This is a genomic window from Agrobacterium sp. NPDC090273 (genome assembly GCF_044772305.1).
Classification (GTDB): domain Bacteria; phylum Pseudomonadota; class Alphaproteobacteria; order Rhizobiales; family Rhizobiaceae; genus Agrobacterium.
In genome coordinates, this window is the sequence record NZ_JBIVYN010000003.1 from 373225 (window position 1) to 390531 (window position 17307).

Annotated in this window: 14 protein-coding genes; 5 read left to right on the plus strand and 9 right to left on the minus strand. The window is 57.1% G+C overall.

Going from position 1 to position 17307, the window contains the following annotated elements; all coding sequences use genetic code 11:
* Positions 1 to 15 precede the first annotated feature (15 nt).
* Positions 16 to 990: a thioredoxin-disulfide reductase gene (gene trxB / locus ACIQT8_RS11070; RefSeq protein ID WP_262523072.1), complete on the minus strand. Its 975-nt coding sequence runs from the start codon at positions 988 to 990 to the stop codon at positions 16 to 18.
* A gap of 214 nt (positions 991 to 1204) precedes the next feature.
* Between trxB and ACIQT8_RS11075 the strand changes: the two genes are divergently transcribed.
* Positions 1205 to 1672, plus strand: a complete 468-nt coding sequence (locus ACIQT8_RS11075; RefSeq protein ID WP_138791058.1) for an Lrp/AsnC family transcriptional regulator — start codon at positions 1205 to 1207, stop codon at positions 1670 to 1672.
* Between the two features lie 32 nt (positions 1673 to 1704).
* On the opposite strand, the gene ACIQT8_RS11080 is transcribed toward ACIQT8_RS11075, so the two are convergent.
* The gene (locus ACIQT8_RS11080) at positions 1705 to 2760 is read right to left on the minus strand and encodes a glycosyltransferase family 4 protein (protein ID WP_400965088.1); all 1056 of its coding nucleotides are present in this window, start codon (positions 2758 to 2760) and stop codon (positions 1705 to 1707) included.
* 133 nt (positions 2761 to 2893) lie between these two features.
* On the minus strand, positions 2894 to 3370 hold the full coding sequence (greA, locus tag ACIQT8_RS11085) for a transcription elongation factor GreA (RefSeq protein WP_138791056.1): 477 nt from the start codon (positions 3368 to 3370) through the stop codon (positions 2894 to 2896).
* 220 nt (positions 3371 to 3590) lie between these two features.
* On the opposite strand from greA, the gene ACIQT8_RS11090 reads away from it, so the two are divergent.
* Complete coding sequence (locus ACIQT8_RS11090; RefSeq protein WP_400965090.1) at positions 3591 to 4823, plus strand: putative DNA modification/repair radical SAM protein; 1233 nt, start codon at positions 3591 to 3593, stop codon at positions 4821 to 4823.
* Positions 4823 to 6289 (plus strand): UdgX family uracil-DNA binding protein, encoded by a 1467-nt coding sequence (locus tag ACIQT8_RS11095; RefSeq protein WP_400965092.1) that lies wholly within the window; start codon positions 4823 to 4825, stop codon positions 6287 to 6289. Before ACIQT8_RS11090 ends, ACIQT8_RS11095 begins: the two co-directional genes overlap by 1 nt.
* Positions 6290 to 6312: 23 nt before the next feature.
* On the opposite strand, the gene ACIQT8_RS11100 is transcribed toward ACIQT8_RS11095, so the two are convergent.
* From ACIQT8_RS11100 to ACIQT8_RS11115, 4 genes are all read right to left on the minus strand, one after another.
* On the minus strand, positions 6313 to 7836 hold the full coding sequence (locus ACIQT8_RS11100; RefSeq protein WP_400965094.1) for an MFS transporter: 1524 nt from the start codon (positions 7834 to 7836) through the stop codon (positions 6313 to 6315).
* A 124-nt stretch (positions 7837 to 7960) separates the two neighbouring features.
* Complete coding sequence (locus tag ACIQT8_RS11105; RefSeq protein ID WP_400965096.1) at positions 7961 to 8395, minus strand: SRPBCC domain-containing protein; 435 nt, start codon at positions 8393 to 8395, stop codon at positions 7961 to 7963.
* A gap of 112 nt (positions 8396 to 8507) precedes the next feature.
* Positions 8508 to 11993, minus strand: a complete 3486-nt coding sequence (gene carB / locus ACIQT8_RS11110; RefSeq protein WP_138791051.1) for a carbamoyl-phosphate synthase large subunit — start codon at positions 11991 to 11993, stop codon at positions 8508 to 8510.
* A gap of 155 nt (positions 11994 to 12148) precedes the next feature.
* Complete coding sequence (locus tag ACIQT8_RS11115) at positions 12149 to 12946, minus strand: LytTR family DNA-binding domain-containing protein (RefSeq protein WP_400965099.1); 798 nt, start codon at positions 12944 to 12946, stop codon at positions 12149 to 12151.
* A 96-nt stretch (positions 12947 to 13042) separates the two neighbouring features.
* On the opposite strand from ACIQT8_RS11115, the gene ACIQT8_RS11120 reads away from it, so the two are divergent.
* A complete protein-coding gene (locus ACIQT8_RS11120; RefSeq protein WP_400965101.1) occupies positions 13043 to 13531 on the plus strand; it encodes a DUF2306 domain-containing protein in 489 nt (162 codons plus the stop codon).
* 93 nt (positions 13532 to 13624) lie between these two features.
* Positions 13625 to 14542, plus strand: a complete 918-nt coding sequence (locus ACIQT8_RS11125; RefSeq protein ID WP_400965103.1) for a neutral zinc metallopeptidase — start codon at positions 13625 to 13627, stop codon at positions 14540 to 14542.
* Positions 14543 to 14578: 36 nt separating this feature from the next.
* Here ACIQT8_RS11125 and ACIQT8_RS11130 read toward each other — a convergent pair whose 3' ends face one another.
* Entirely contained in the window at positions 14579 to 15058 is a 480-nt protein-coding gene (locus ACIQT8_RS11130) for a DUF2938 domain-containing protein (RefSeq protein WP_400965105.1), read from the minus strand.
* A 130-nt stretch (positions 15059 to 15188) separates the two neighbouring features.
* A complete protein-coding gene (locus tag ACIQT8_RS11135) occupies positions 15189 to 17282 on the minus strand; it encodes a methyl-accepting chemotaxis protein (protein WP_400965107.1) in 2094 nt (697 codons plus the stop codon).
* Positions 17283 to 17307 lie beyond the last annotated feature (25 nt).

Consider the following 17307-nt stretch of genomic DNA (forward strand, 5'->3'; position numbering starts at 1 on the left):
GATCCTGCCTTTCGATTATTCGGCTGCTACCGCAAGCGGTTGATGTGCGGTCAGATAACGTTCGGCCTCGAGTGCTGCCATGCAACCCATGCCAGCGGCCGTGATAGCCTGTCGATAGATGTCGTCAGTCACGTCGCCGGCAGCAAAAATGCCTTCAACACTCGTTGCCGTGGAATCGGCAGCCGTCCACATGTAGCCATTGTCCTTGAGTTTCACTTTGCCCTTGAACAGTTCGACGGCCGGCGCGTGACCAATTGCGACGAAGACGCCGTCGATCGGCATTTCGCTGATTTCGCCGGTCTTCGTGTCGCGCAACTTCGCACCGGACACCGATGGTGGCATTGGGTGCTTGGCAGGTGCGCCGGTGATCTCAGCCACTTCCGTGTTCCAGAGGATCTTGACGTTTTCCTTGGCGAACAGGCGCTCCTGAAGGATCTTTTCCGAGCGGAAGCTGTCGCGCCGATGTACGACGGTGACGGTCTTGGCGATATGGGCGAGATAGAGTGCTTCCTCGACTGCGGAATTTCCGCCACCCACGACGATCACATCCTTGTTGCGATAGAAGAAGCCATCGCAGGTCGCGCAGGCCGAAACGCCAAAGCCCTGAAAGTGCTGTTCGCTTTCGATGCCAAGCCACTTGGCTTTCGCGCCGGTCGCAATAATCAGTGTGTCTGCGGTCCAGACCTGTCCGGAATCGGTGCGGACAACGAAGGGGCGTACTGTGGTTTCAACTTCGGTTACGAGGTCATTGACGATTTCTGCACCGACGTGGGTTGCCTGCTTTAGCATCTGATCCATCAGCCAAGGACCCTGAATAGGATCGGCAAAGCCTGGATAGTTTTCAACATCCGTGGTGATCATCAATTGGCCACCCTGTTCCATGCCGGCAATCAGCACAGGTTTCAGCATCGCGCGCGCAGCGTAGATCGCGGCCGTGTAGCCGGCGGGGCCGGAACCGATGATTAATACCTTGGTGTGGCGGGCAGACATGGGGTGTTCCTTTCAGCAGGGGTAGAGGCAATGCCGCAACCCTTCAATTGCCGGTATTTAAGGTTGTCTAGTGCCTTTATTCAAGGGCAGCCTTGCGTTACCAACAAGGCAGTTGTGGATGCCTGTGTAATTTTGTGTCCCGAGAGCGGCATATTCTTGCGAATCCTGCCCCGAATAGTACAAGGAAGTTCTTCTGCTCAAAGAGGAACTCTCCGTGACCAGCGTCGAACTCGATGCCATCGATCTGAAAATATTGCGCGAATTGCAGCGTGACGGCCGCATGACGAATGTGGAGCTTGCTGAACGGGTCGGCATTTCAGCGCCGCCGTGTCTCAGGCGCGTGCGTAAGCTGGAAGAGGCCGGTGTCATCGAAGGCTATCACGCCATGTTGAACGCGCCGAAACTCGGCTTCGATCTCGTTGCCTTCTGCATGGTCGGTCTCAAGCGCCAATCGGACAGCAATCTCAAAGCCTTCGCTGCTGCAACGGGCGGATGGTCGCTGGTGCGGCAGGCGTGGATGGTCTCAGGCGAAAGCGATTTTCTGCTGCACTGCGTGGCAAAAAACCTGACGGAGTTCCAGGATTTCGTCATTGAGGTTCTGACTGCCGACGAGAATGTAGATACGGTGCGCACCATGCTGACGATCCGTCAGGTCAAACGCGTTGGACTTGTCGAAGTCTAATCTCTTTAGCGCGCAGGCGACTGCGCGCTTTTTCAGCTCTGCCGTAGCTTGTCGTAGAGCGCGCCTAGCCGTTCCGATTCGTTTTCCAGCGGGAAGGCGGTGCGGACATGATGGAGTCCGGCATGTGCGTGTTGCCGCGTTTTCTTCGGATCGGCGAGATAGCTTCTGATCGCATCACGCAGCGAATCGTAGTCGCCAGCCTTGACGACCATGCCGGTCTCTCCCTCGACGATCATTTCCGCGTAAGCGCCCGCATCGCTGGCGACGACGGCGACATCGGATGCCATGGCCTCCAATGGCGTGAGGCCGAAACCTTCGTTGCGGGAAGGGGCAACGTAGAGCGACAGACGTCTGTACCAGGGTTTGATGTCATCCACTTCACCCTGAAAGATGATGCGTTGTGTGAGGCCAGCGGCTTCTGTATCGGACTTCAGCGCGTCACCGAAAGCCTTATGTTCGGGCGTGACCCGGCCGGAGACCACCGCGGTCCATTCGGGATAGTCGGGCAGCAGCTCGATCATGGCGCGAACGAAAAGATCAGTGCCCTTCTGGTGACGGACACGCCCAAAACAACCGACCAGATGTCGACCCGGAAGGCCAGTTGCCGCTATCGTGTCCTCGTCCGTTTTGCCGGGATGAAACAGCGTCGTATCAACGCCATGCATGATGACCTGATGCGGAATTTCCAGAAACGATCCGGAGCGACCGCTGGTCGCCACGACCGCATCCATTTTCGAAATCAGCCAGCGGGTGTAGCCGGAGTGTCGTCTTTGTGCGGCGGAGGTGAAGAGAAGCTTGACCTTCATACGGAGCACGTCGCGCATGATGATGCCCGGCAACATTTCGATGTTGCGTCGTGCATGCCATATGCGAGGTCCGCCGAGCGGACCGGTCAGCCAAAGCCGCCAAAGATCGCGGAAGCGTACACACGGCAAATGTGCAGGCAGGCCCGGGCCGATAGCTGCCACCTTTTGTCCCATCCGGTTCTGGGCCGGAATAAGCTGAACGATGGTGGACGTTACGCCCGAAAGTCTTTTTTTAAAATTCGGCGCAAGCACCTGCACATCTTTGAGATCGACCCGAGACAAATTTAACGTTCCGTCTGTTCCGCTAAAACACATTCCGCTCGAATGACGTCACCCGAGCGGAACAGAGATGCAAGATTTCAAGCAGATGCGGCGTGTCTACGCGTCCGATGGCACACGTGACACCTGGCGGCTATCAGCCCCACTGTACGGCGAGGATCTCGTATCCTCTTGCGCCGCCCGGTGCATTGACTTCGATGCTGTCGCCGACTTCCTTGCCAATCAGGGCGCGGGCGATGGGCGAAGAAATGGAGATGCGGCCAGCCTTCACGTCGGCTTCCTGGTCGCCAACGATCTGGTAGGTCTTTTCTTCGTCGCTATCCTCATCGACAAGCTTCACAGTGGCGCCAAACTTGATCTTGGAGCCGGACATCTTGGAGAGATCGATGACTTCCGCACGGGCGGTCAGATCTTCCAGTTCGGTGATGCGGCCTTCATTGTGGCTCTGGGCTTCCTTGGCGGCGTGGTATTCGGCGTTTTCCGAAAGGTCGCCGTGGGCGCGCGCTTCCGAAATTGCCTCGATGATGCGCGGACGCTCCTCCTGCTGGCGCCAACGCAGCTCTTCCTGCAACTTGACGAATCCACCCTGAGTCATCGGTACTTTTTCTACCATTTCTTATTCCTTCGCATTCGAGCCGCGGTATTCGCAGACACAAAAAGAAACAGGTTCCGAAGCAGAGCTCCGGAACCGTGTCAAAATCAGAATTAAACCGACTATATCAGAAGACGACAGCGAAATGCCAGAAAATTAAACTTCCCGATAATCGCTATGAAATTCAGTATCTTATGCAGTTTAATTGACTTTCGTCATCGGAACATATAGAGAACATAGTATGAGAAAGTCAATCAAAGAGCGGCTTGCCATTCTTTCGGACGCAGCGAAGTACGATGCGTCTTGTGCGTCCAGTGGCACCACGAAACGAAACTCTTCCGCAAGCGGCGGTCTTGGCTCTACAGAAGGTTCGGGCATCTGCCACGCTTATGCGCCAGATGGTCGATGCATCTCCCTGTTGAAAATCCTGCTGACCAATTTCTGTATCTACGATTGCGCCTATTGCATCAATCGCTCCTCAAGCAATGTCGAGCGGGCACGCTTTACCGTCGAGGAGGTCGTCTGGTTGACGTTGGAGTTCTATCGGCGAAACTACATCGAAGGCCTTTTTCTATCCTCCGGCATCATTCGCTCGTCTGACCACACGATGGAAGAATTGGTGCGTGTCGCTCGCGAATTGAGAGTAACGCATGGATTTCGCGGTTACATCCATCTGAAATCCATTCCGGAAGCGTCTGCGCATCTTGTGGAAGAGGCCGGACTTTATGCCGACCGCCTGTCGATCAATATCGAGCTTCCAACCGATAGCGGTATCGGCAAATTCGCGCCGGAGAAACATCCCAACAATATCCGACGGTCGATGGCCGATATTCGCCTCAAGATCGAAGAGGCGGGTGAGCCGACGCTGAAAAGCAAGCGTGTCAAAAAGTTTGCTCCCGCAGGGCAAAGCACGCAGATGATTGTCGGCGCCGATGGTGCGGATGACGGCACCATTCTTTCAACAAGTGCGCGGCTCTATGGCAGCTATGGTTTGCGACGCGTCTATTATTCAGCCTTCAGCCCGATCCCTGATTCGTCGAAAAACCTGCCGTTGATCAAGCCGCCACTGATGCGGGAGCACAGGCTGTACCAGGCCGATTGGCTTTACCGGTTTTACGGCTTCGATATCGGCGAAATTACCTCCACACAAAAGAACGGGATGCTGGACCTCGATATCGATCCGAAGCTCGCCTGGGCGCTCGGCAATCGGCAGTCGTTTCCGGTGGATGTGAACAAAGCGGATCGAGAGCTTTTGCTGCGTGTTCCGGGGTTTGGCGTCAAAACCGTCAATTCAATCCTGTCATCCCGGCGATTTCGCCGGTTGCGGCTCGAGGATATCGGACGCTTTGGCGCTTCCTTGAAAAAGGTGAAGGCGTTTGTGGTGGCAGATGGCTGGGTGCCGGGAAAGCTGACGGAACGCCCCGATCTGCGTGCCATGTTCGCACCGCAGCCGGAACAATTGTCGTTGCTGTAATGTATAGGATCGTGCTGGAGGGACGGGGAGATTTTGCCGAGTGGCGCAATGCCGCGCGCGCCTGTCTTCTGTCCGGTATTTCACCAGACCAGATAGACTGGCGATGTCGTGACGATAGCGCGGATTTGTTTGGTTTTGACGAGGGCTCCGTTTTCCCCGCAGCAACAGGTTCCGCGTCTTTCAGTGTTCCCTCTGCATTCCTGCCGCTTGCCGAGGCCGTCATCTGTCACAGTGATCGTGCCCGGTTTGCTCTGCTCTATCGTTTGTTGTGGCGGTTGCGTGACGATCGGGCACTTCTGCAATTCAAGTCCGACCCGGATGTCGTTGACGCCCGGCACATGGAAAAATCCGTCCGTCGCGACAGTCACAAGATGACGGCCTTTGTCCGTTTCAAGGAAGTGCCCCTGGCTGAAGAGGAGGTCGTGCGAAGGCGGTTTATCGCATGGTTTGAGCCGGATCACTTCATTGTGGAGCGCAAGGCCGATTTTTTCCAACGGCGATTTACAGACATGGATTGGCTGATTGCAACCCCGAAGGGATCTGCCCAATGGGATGGAGACACGTTGAAGACGTCGCGGGAGGCGGCAGAAAAACCCGATCTATCCGATGAAGCGGATGAACTCTGGCGGACCTATTACGCCAATATTTTCAATCCGGCCCGATTGAAGATCAAGGCTATGACGGCGGAGATGCCAAAGAAATATTGGAAAAACCTGCCTGAGGCAGCGCTTATTCCGGATCTGATACTCGGTGCGGAGGCACGTGTTCTGGAGATGGCGGCGAAAGGCGCGAGCGAACCCCAACCATTCCATCACCGGCTCCAGACGGCACGAGCAAACATGCCCGCACCAGAATTGTCCGATGCCAACAGCCTCGGGGGATTGAGGGATAAGGCGCAGGGCTGCACGCTTTGTCCGATCCATTGCAAAGCCACGCAAACTGTCTTTGGCGAGGGACCGGCTGATGCCGACGTAATGATCGTCGGTGAGCAGCCGGGTGATCACGAAGATCTGGCTGGCAGGCCTTTTGTCGGCCCGGCAGGAAAGGTATTTGACCAGACGCTCGCGGTTGTCGGAATGGACCGTTCGAAACTTTATGTCACCAATGCCGTCAAGCACTTCAAATATGAAAGCCGTGGCAAGAAGCGTATTCACCAGCGTCCGGATGCGGGAGAAGTGCAGCGATGCAGGTGGTGGCTGACGCGGGAAATCGACCTCGTTCAGCCGAAGCTGATTGTCGCAATGGGCGCCACTGCGGTTTTCGCTCTGACTGGAATGAAAGAAAAACTATCAGATTTGCGCGGCAAGCCGATGCCGATGGATGGTGGCAGAATGCTGTTCATCACCGTGCATCCATCCTATCTGCTTCGCATTCCAGACAGCGCGAAGCGCAACGAAGAACTCCAAAGATTTCAAGATGATATGACAAACATCAGGCGGCTGGTTGATGCCGGCATTGTCGCCTGATTGTTCTGTGCTGTTTCAATTCGTCACTCTTCGATGTGTGCCTTGGCATAGATCTTTCTGGCAATCGCGGCAAGAAGCAACAATGTCACCGATGCCAATAGGCAGCAGGCCGCGAAACCAAGGGAAAAGCCGTTTCGGGCAATATCCAACCAGGCTGGCTGACCTGTCACTCCCATTGCCTTTGCTGTCTCCACCGCACCCGCGAGCGTGGATGAGACCGCAATGGCCTGATCTTCGCTCAGGCTCGACAGGTCGGTGCTGCTCAGGGACATACGATAAATAACGGTGCCGAGGCTGCCGAGCAGCGCCACCCCCAAGGCACCGCCGAATTCCGCACTGGTTTCGGAGATTGCTGATGCGGAACCCGCCCGTTCAGGTGGGGCGGTTCCGATGATAAGCCCTGTTGTGGTGAGAATGACTGGGACGAAACCAAGGCCGATCAGCGTACTGGCGCCAAGAATGCCGTAAATCGACTGGCTATATGCGGCAATGGCCATGACCGCCGTGCCCAAGGCGTTGATGACAAGGCCGATCAGCACAGTCTTGACTGCACCAAGCCTATTGGTGAACCGGTAGGCTTGCAGCGACATGATGGTGAAAACCAGCGCAGAGGGCAGTGACCAGATGGCTGCGGAAAGCGGTGTCAGATCGAGGACAAGCTGCAAATAGAGGTTCTGGTAGAGAAAGACGCCGAAGACGAAAAAAACGCCAGCGAGATTAACGACCAGAGAGGCGTTGAAAGCTGGAATGCGAAAGAGCTGCAGGTCTATCAGCGGATGCTCAAGCCGTTTTTGCCGCCGCAGGAAGACGGCGCCGAAGCAGAGGCCAATCACGATGGCGAGCAACTGATCTGCTTGAAACCCGTAAGCTGCCATATGTTTGAAGCCGTAAATGACCGGTAGAACCGTTGCGAGTGAGAGAACGACGCTTAGGAGGTCGATCGATGCACTCTCGCTGTTCTTGTATTCCGGCAACAGGAACGGGGCGACGGCGAGAAGCGCCAGCATGATCGGAATATTGATAAGGAACACAGCGCCCCAGTGAAAATATTGCAGCAGGAAGCCGCCAATCAGCGGGCCGATCACGCCGCCAAGCGCGAAGGCGGTGCCCCAGATACCGATGGCACGGTTGCGTTCGGCCTCACTCCTGAACATGTTGACGATGAGCGAGAGCGTGGAAGGTGCAATCGTCGCGCCGGCGATACCGAGAAGTGCCCGCGAAATGATGAGCTGCTGAGATGTCGAAGAAAACGCGGCGAGTGCAGATGCGATGCCAAAGGCAAAGGCGCCGATCAACAGGACGCGACGGCGCCCGATACGATCACCCAGCGTGCCCATGGTCACGAGAAACCCGGCGACCATGAAGCCGTAGATGTCGTTGATCCACAGAAGCTCCGAAGCGGATGGGTCGAGATCAGCGACGATTGCCGGGATCGCAAGAAACAGCACCGATAGATCCATCGAATAAATCAGGCAGGCGATAGACAGCACAAAGAGACCGATCCATTCGCGTCTGCCTGCCAGCTCTTCTTCCAGTGTCGCTTCCATCCTCTGGCCTTCCTGTGCGCACGAAGAGTTCATTGAAACTGCGAAAACGAGCAAACGTCAAAATAGATGCGTGATCGACAATGGCATTGGTCGAGGCACCGGTGATTTGGTGCGTTTTATGTTGTTATCGCTGCAGGACAACCTCTTCCAATCGGTCGAAGTTCTGCTCATTGGCAGCAGCGATAAACTTCCTGATTTCCAGATTTTCATCTGTCGCGTCAAACAGCATTCGCCAGTTCAGCAATGTGCCGTCTTCCTGTTCCGTAAAGTCGATTTCCATCGTGTAAACGTGCATCGGCTCGTGATGCAGGAAAACGATGCGTGCCGGTGCCGTGATCTCCTGAAACGTGGAGGTGTTATGAAAATCGGTACCATTGGACGCTGTCATGGTGATCTGCCATGTACCTCCAGGCCTGAAATCGAAGGCGCCAATTGTGTTGGTGAAGCCATGCGGGCCCCACCATTGCGCCAACAGTTCGGGCTCCGAGAAAGCCCGGAACAGCGTTTCGCGATCGACGTCAAACAGCCGCTCGTTCAGAACTTCCATTTTGTCCGTCATATATGCCTCCATCCATCAGGGCTTCCTTTGTTTTGCTGAGCCGATCGGCAAACTCTGGACAAAACAAAACCGGCCAACATCGCTGCTGGCCGGTTTCTTATATCACAGTCGCTCAGAAGTAGCTTTGCAGCGGCTTCACTTCCAGATTGCCGGCCTTGAGAGCCTTGATCGCCAGTGCGGCGGCTTCGGCGCCAGCCATCGTGGTGTAGTAGGGCACCTTCTGCATCAGCGTGGCGCGACGCAGTGACTTGGAGTCGGAAATCGCCTTGTTGCTGTCGGTGGTGTTGATGACGAGCTGAACCTGACGGTTACGGATGGCGTCCTCGATATGCGGACGGCCTTCCTGCACCTTGTTGATCTTCTCGGCATTGATGCCCTGCTCGGCGAGGAAGCGTTGCGTGCCGCCGGTCGCCAGAACCTTGAAGCCGATTTCAACCAGAATGCGGATCGCCGGCAGAACGCGTTCCTTGTCCTCGTCACGCACCGATACGAACACTGCACCAGAACGTGGCAGGTCGACGCCTGCACCGAGCTGGCTCTTCGCGAATGCCAGTGCGAAGTCGGTGTCGAGACCGATAACTTCGCCCGTGGAGCGCATTTCCGGTCCAAGCAGGATATCGACGCCGGGGAAGCGCGCGAACGGGAATACGGCCTCCTTGACGGCTATATGCTTCAGGTTGCGCGGATCTGGCTTTTCGCCATAAGCAGCAATCGCCGGATCGAGCTTTTCACCAGCCATGACGCGGGCGGCGATCTTGGCGATCGGTGCGCCGATGGTCTTGGCGACGAAAGGCACCGTACGCGAGGCGCGCGGGTTGACTTCCAGAACGTAGATCGTGCCGTCCTTGATGGCGTACTGAACGTTCATCAGGCCGCCGACATTCAATGCCTTGGCAAGAGCCGTCGTCTGGCGCTCCAGTTCGTCGACAATCTCCTTCGACAGAGAGCGAACCGGAAGCGAGCAGGCTGAGTCACCGGAGTGGATGCCGGCTTCTTCGATGTGTTCCATGATGCCCGATACGAAGACGCTTTCGCCATCGCACAGTGCGTCGACGTCAACTTCGACAGCGTTCGTCAGATAGCTATCGAACAGCAGCGGGTTCTTGCCAAGCAGGGTGTTGATCTGGCCGGTCTTGTCGTTCGGGTAGCGCTGCTTGATATCTTCCGGAACGAGGCCCGGAACCGTATCCAGCAGATAAGTCTGGAGCTGGCCTTCCGAATGAATGATCTGCATGGCGCGGCCACCCAGAACGTAGGATGGGCGAACCACCAGCGGGAAGCCGATTTCGGAAGCAACGAGGCGAGCCTGCTCAACCGAGTAGGCAATACCATTGTTCGGCTGGGCGAGGTCCAGCTTCATCAGCAGCTTCTGGAAGCGGTCGCGGTCTTCGGCGAGGTCGATCATGTCGGGCGCGGTGCCGAGGATCGGGATACCGTTCTTCTCGAGTGCCTCGGCCAGTTTCAGTGGCGTCTGGCCACCGAACTGAACGATCACGCCAACGAGTTCACCCTTTTCCTGCTCGGCGCGCATGATTTCGATGACGTCTTCCGCAGTCAGCGGCTCGAAATACAGGCGGTCGGAGGTGTCGTAGTCGGTCGAGACCGTTTCCGGGTTGCAGTTGATCATGATGGCTTCGAAGCCTGCGTCCTTCAGGGCGAAGGCAGCATGGCAGCAGCAATAGTCGAACTCAATGCCCTGACCGATACGGTTCGGACCACCACCGAGGATCACGACCTTCTTGCGATCCGAAACCTGAGCTTCCGAGCGCAACGCGCCGACGAACGGCGTTTCGTAGGTCGAATACATGTAGGCGGTCGGCGAGGCAAACTCGGCAGCGCAGGTGTCGATGCGCTTGAAGACCGGGCGGACGTTCAGGCTGTTGCGCAGCTCGGCAACTTCCTTCGGGCGCTTGCTGGTCAGGCTTGCCAGGCGGGCATCGGAGAAGCCCATGGCCTTCAGCATACGCAGGTTTTCTGCGTCGGTCGGCAGGCCATGTTCGCGAATACGCGCTTCCGTGTCGACGATCGCCTTGAACTGGGCGATGAACCACGGATCGATCTTGGAGTTCTCGTGCACTTCCTCTTCGGTCATGCCCATGCGCAGTGCCTGAGCGACCATGCGCAGGCGATCCGGGGTCGGTGTGCCGATGGCCGCGCGAATGGCGTTCTTGGAGCCTTCGCCTTCTTCGTAGCCGGGGATTTCGATCTCATCGAGACCGGTCAGACCGGTTTCCATACCGCGCAGTGCCTTCTGCAGCGATTCTGCGAAGGTACGGCCGATGGCCATGACTTCACCGACCGACTTCATGGCGGTGGTCAGGATCGGAGAGGCGCCAGGGAACTTCTCGAAGGCGAAACGCGGGATCTTGGTGACCACGTAGTCGATGGACGGTTCGAACGAAGCGGGGGTTGCACCACCGGTGATGTCGTTTTCGAGTTCGTCCAGCGTGTAGCCAATGGCCAGCTTCGCAGCGATCTTGGCAATCGGGAAGCCGGTTGCCTTGGAGGCCAGAGCCGAGGAGCGCGACACGCGCGGGTTCATTTCGATGACGACCAGACGGCCGTCTTTCGGGTTGACGGCGAACTGGACGTTGGAGCCGCCGGTTTCAACGCCGATCTCGCGCAGCACCGCAATCGAGGCGTTGCGCATGATCTGGTATTCCTTGTCCGTCAAAGTGAGGGCAGGAGCTACCGTGATGGAGTCGCCGGTGTGGACACCCATCGGGTCGATGTTTTCGATCGAGCAGATGATGATGCAGTTGTCCGCCTTGTCGCGGACCACTTCCATTTCATATTCCTTCCAGCCGAGAACCGATTCTTCGACCAGAACTTCAGTGGTGGGGGATGCGTCGAGACCGCCGGAGACGATGTCAAAGAATTCCGAGCGGTTGTAGGCAATGCCGCCGCCGGTGCCGCCAAGCGTGAAGGACGGGCGGATAATGGCCGGCAGACCGACGTGGTCGATCGCCTGTGCTGCAATTGCCATGGCGTGGGCCATGTAACGCTGCTTGCGATCGGTTTCGCCGAGGTTCCACTGGTTTTCAAGATCGTCCAGCGCCTTGTCCAGGTCCGTGCCGGAAAGCTTGGCTTTCAGTTCCGAACGGGCTGCTTCATGCTTTTTGCGGTCGGCGTCCTTGATCTCGGTGGCATTGGCCAGCATCGAGCGCGGGGTTTCAAGGCCAATTCTCGCCATGGCTTCGCGGAACAGAGCGCGGTCTTCAGCCATATCGATGGCTTCCGGCTTGGCGCCGATCATTTCGACGTTGTAGCGGTCGAGAACGCCCATGCGCTTCAGGGAGAGGGCAGTGTTGAGAGCCGTCTGGCCGCCCATCGTTGGCAGAAGCGCGTCCGGGCGCTCCTTGGCAATGATCTTCGCCACGACTTCCGGTGTGATCGGCTCGACATAGGTTGCGTCAGCAAGACCCGGGTCCGTCATGATCGTTGCCGGGTTGGAGTTGACGAGGATGACGCGGTAGCCTTCCTCCTTCAGAGCCTTACAGGCCTGCGTGCCGGAATAGTCGAATTCGCATGCCTGACCGATAACAATCGGTCCAGCGCCGATGATAAGAATGGACTTGATATCTTGGCGCTTCGGCATGGGCTCTCGTTCCGTTTTTTTGTTGCGCAAAAATCGGCCATGGTGAGATTTCACCGGCCGGGCGCGCAACTTCAAATGTTTTCAGGCTAGAAGCGGCTTATAGGCAAATGTTTTTGAGAACGGAACCCCATAAATTCCGGAATCGACAGAAACTCTTAATATATCGGTACACGGTCTGCGTAGCGCGCCAGCGCTTGGGCGCTGTAGGGCCGACTGACGGGTATTTCCGAACCGTCCCGGGTCACGATGAAAAGGCGTCCGGCCTGTTTTTTCAGCGACATCACATCCGCATCTGAAATCCAGTGAGATCGGTGAACCTGCAATCCCTTCGCATTGCCCACTTCGCGCAGCGCATCTGTAAAACGCAGAAGAACGAGTTGATGCCCGCGCGTGGTTACAACATCCGTATAGTGATCCTGGACTGACAACCGTAGCAATTCGGCTCTATTTTGCGGAAGTAACCGGTCGAGAAGCGGTATGCGCCTTTCTTCCGTATCGTTGACCGCTGCGGTCGTCACCAGCTTTTCGCGCGCCGTCAGATAGCTGAGCAGGCAGAAAATTGCGCAGAGCGGCAGGCTCGTGAGGCTGCTTTTGGCTATGGATGCGATGCTGATGGATTTGTCATGAAAACTGTAATCCACGACGCTGAGCATGAGGCCGATCGGCAGGGCGGCAATGAGTGCCCCAACCATCATGCGCAGCAATATCGGCTCAATCCGGCCAGCCAGAAGATGATTGGCCAGAACCGCGAAAGCGATGGCAATGGTCCAGGCGCTGGCCTGAATAATCGTCCAATAGAGCAGCCGATCCGCGAACCGCATGGACTCGCTCGTACCGAATGGCCCGGTCAGAATGAAAATGGCAAGGATGGCAAGAAACGTCAGCCATAGCCTCCGGGACTGCGCAACAGCCTGCATTTCACGAAGCGCGGATTGCAAGGACGGGTGATCCACGAAGTTTTCCTGCGGTTGACGTCAGTCCGGTTTCCGGTCGCGCCATGTTTTGCTGAAAGTGCTTCTGATTTCAACTGGACAGAAGACGCTTTGCCGATGTCACTTCAACCCTTGCTCGATGCATCCCCAGCAGTACAGTTTCATGTCGCGACGGTTATACCGGCAGCCCTGCTCGGGGCCTTCATTCTTTTGCGGCCGAAGGGAACCACGGTGCACCGGGCTATGGGAAAGATTTGGGTTGTACTGATGGTCAGTACGTCGGTTTCGACCTTCTTCATTCATGAGCTGAACGTCGTTTATGGTTTCAGTCCCATTCATCTGCTGTCGGTCTTCACCATTTATGGCTGCGTGCAGGCAATTTATTTTGTGCGCAGAGGCGACATCAGACGACACATGCGCATCATGCAGAGTGTATATCTCGGTGGCATCGTGGTGGCGGGAGCTTTCACATTCGTCCCGGGGCGTATCATGCACGCTGCCGTTTTGGGTTCAGGTCCGATGGATTTCATGTCCTTGCTTCCTGTCGTCATCATCTTCGCGTTTTTCTGTTTTGCCGTCTGGTACCAGCGTCCCCACGCGATATGACGCAAGACACCTCTCCTGCTGTCTTCGGGAACAAGATGCGTTATAGTATCGTTGTTCAGCGGTTATTGAGGCGGTCTTCGCCGGGAGAAAAGCATGGAATGGAGAGGGCGCCGCCAGTCAGACAATATTGAAGACAGGCGCGGAATGTCGGCTGGGTCGGGTTCATCGGGTGGCGACCCGTTTGGGCGAGGTGGATTGCGCGTGCCGGTTGGCCGGCGCGGTGGCGGTATCGGGATCGGCGGTATTCTGCTTATTCTGCTGATCAGCTGGGTGCTTGGCATCAACCCGCTGACGCTGCTGTCGGGTGGCGATATTTCTCTTGATGGTGGCAGTACGACGCAACAGACCGGTACGCGGCCGCAGGGCCAGTCGTCCGATGACACGACCGCGTTCGTTCGGACGGTTCTTGCCGAAACCGAGGACACCTGGAGCGGTATTTTCCAGTCTGCCGGTGAAACCTACGAGAAGCCGACACTGGTGCTCTTTTCTGGGCAGGTGTCGTCGGCTTGCGGTTATGCATCGGCAGCAAGCGGGCCATTCTATTGCCCTACGGACCGCAAGGTCTATCTCGACACCAGTTTCTTCAAGGAACTCGATCAGCGTTTCGGAGCGTCCGGCGACTTTGCGCAGGCGTATGTGATTGCCCATGAGGTTGGTCACCATGTGCAGAACCTGACCGGCGTGTTGCCGGAATTCAATCGTCGCCGTCAGTCGATGAGCCAGGTCGATGCCAACCGCATGTCGGTCCGCGTTGAACTTCAGGCGGACTGCTACGCTGGTATCTGGGGCAAGTTCACCGAGCAGAAGGGCATTCTGGAGACCGGCGATCTGGAAGAGGCGCTCAATGCCGCTCACCAGATCGGTGACGACACGTTGCAGAAGCAGACGCAGGGTTATGTGGTGCCGGACAGCTTCAACCACGGTACATCGGCCCAACGCGCGGAATGGTTCAAGCGTGGTTTCCAGAACGGTCGTGTCGAGGATTGTGATACATTCTCGGCCGATATCTGACCAAGATACAGAAAGGGGCCATTCGGCCCCTTTTCTTTACCGGATCAACAGCGCCACGGCGTACATACCGAGTGCGAAGATGGTGTGGGCAACCAGGTTCAGGAAACGGACCTTGTTAGGATTGGGTGTTTTCGAGGCTGCCCAGCCGATGCCAAGGCCGGGCTGCAGCAGGAACCAGCCAGCGCCGACGGTTATGATGCCAACGATCCAGGGCAGGAGGAAGGTCGGGTTCGCGAACCACGACGCCGGAACCACGAGCGCCAGAATGATGCCGTAGAGGATGCCTACGGCGTAGTGTGAAATCCAGCCGAGCGTCAGTTCGTGTTCATAAGGCGCGGCATTGGCGATGCTGTCATGGAAGACCCTGCCTTTCGGCACATGCCAGAACCAGCGGCCGACGGGTGCCCAGTTTGGTGCAGGCTGGCCGAAAAATCGGTGCAGGACAATCGCCCAGATGTCCATGAAGACGGTTCCGCCAATCCCCATCAACACGCCGCGCCACAACACTTCAAACATGCGTTTCCTCCATCAACGTCTACCTCTCCTGTCTACAGGAGAGTCTTGGGGCAGAAGAGAGTTTTCCCGACACAGTTGAAATAAAAATGGCCGGATCACTCCGGCCATTCCTTTGTCTCATGCGTCTTTTTTACGCTGCGCGCCCATAGCTGGAAGCGGAGCCGTAACGTTCGGCTTCCAGCTTGAACTGTGCCAGCAGCTCATTGAGGGCGGCCGCTTCTGTGGCCAGGCCGTGGCTTGCCGCCGTCTGCTCTTCGACCATGGCGGCATTCTGCTGCGTGCCCTGGTCGATGGTGTTGATGGCGGTATTGATTTCCTGAAGACCTGTCGACTGTTCGCGCGAGGCGGTGACGATCGCGTTGATGTGCCTGTTGATTTCCTGCACTTCGCGGACGATCGTTTCCAAGGCCTTTCCAGCGTTGCCGACCAGGTCGACACCAGACTGGACCTGCGATGTCGATGTGTTGATCAGCGTCTTGATTTCCTTCGCCGCATTGGCGGAACGCTGCGCAAGTTCGCGGACTTCCTGAGCCACGACAGCGAAGCCTTTGCCGGCCTCGCCAGCGCGTGCGGCTTCAACGCCGGCATTCAGAGCCAGAAGGTTGGTCTGGAAGGCGATATCGTCGATCACGCCAATGATCTTGGAGATTTCCGACGATGAGCTTTCGATGCCCTCCATGGCCCGAACAGCATCGCCAACAATCACGCCGGATTGTTCGGCATTGTTGCGGGTGCGCTCGACCAGGCGGCCAACTTCCTCTGCACGGTGTGCGGAATCCTTGACTGTGGTGGTGATTTCTTCCAGTGCCGCAGCGGTTTCTTCGACAGAGGCAGCCTGCTGTTCGGTGCGCCGCGCCAGATCGTCGGCCGACTGGCGGATCTCAGTGGCACCGGCATCAATGGCGCGGGCATTCTGGCCGACAGTGATCAGCGCCGCGTTCAGCTTGGCGACGGAGTTGTTGAAGTCGCTGCGCAAACGGTCGATACGCGTTACGAATGGCGTCTGGATGCGGTAATTCAGGTCGCCTTCTGACAGATGTGCAAGGCCTGTTGCCAGGGCATCGACTGCGAACTGAATGTCCTGTGCGTCCTTGGCCGCCAGTCTTTCGCGCTCGTTGCGTTCCTGTTCGGAGAGATTGCGGGTGTGCTCGGCATTGTCCTCAAGGCGCAGGCGCTCAAGGGCATTGGAGCGGAACACCGCAACTGCGGCTGCCATGGAGCCGATCTGATCGGTGCGTTCCTGACCGGGAATGGCGGCGTCGAGGTTGCCGGCTGCCAGACCTTCCATCGCTGCGGTCATCTGCGTGACCGGACGGATGACGATCCTGCTGAGCAGGGTGGCCAGCAGGCCGATCATGACGACGACGGCCAGGATCGTTGCGACAGTGGCAGCAATGCGGAACTGTCCAATCGCGCTGTAGGCAAGATCGGAGTCGACAACGAAGCCAAGATACCATTCGACAGACGGCAGACCGGCGACAGGAATGAAGCTGGTGATCTTGCCCTTGCCGTCAATATCGGTTTCCGAGATTGCCGAAGAAATTGCAGGCGTATTGACCTTGAAGAGATCGGTCATCGGCTTGCCGACGAATTTCGCATCCGGGTGGATCAGGATTTTTCCATCCTTGCTGACGAGGAAGGCATAACCATCCGTGCCGGCGTCGACTGACTTGATCATCGTAACGAGCGTGTCGAGCGAGAAGTCGCTGCCGGTCACGCCTGCAAGCGTACCGTTGATGTTCACGGGCACCGCCGCCGTAATGATGAGACCGCCGGTCGAGGCGTCGGCGTATGGTTCGGTCAGTACCGGCTTGCCAGCCTTGACCGCATCCGAATACCAGGGGCGCTTGCGCGGGTCGTAGTCAGCCGGCAGTGGCTGTGCGGGCCATGTGGTGAACTTGCCGCTCGATGCGTCACCGAAGTAGGTGGACATGAACTGGCCGGTCAGTACATCGTTTTGCAGGAACTGTACCTTGGCGCCATCGTCGGTCAGCTTGCCAAGTGTCTTGGCGACCGTGTTGGTCAGCATGATGCGACCATTCAGCCAGTTGGCAATGCTTTGTGAGGCCTGCTTTCCGGAGGATTCAATGTTCTCGGCTACGGAATTGGTCGTGACCTTGCGCTGCAAGCTATCGATGTAGGCCGAAAAACCCACAAAAGCGGCGACGACAAGAAGGGACGCGGCAAGCAGAATGCGCGTCATCAGATTGGATTTTTTCGACAAGCTACACGTCCTTGGGGGCGAATGC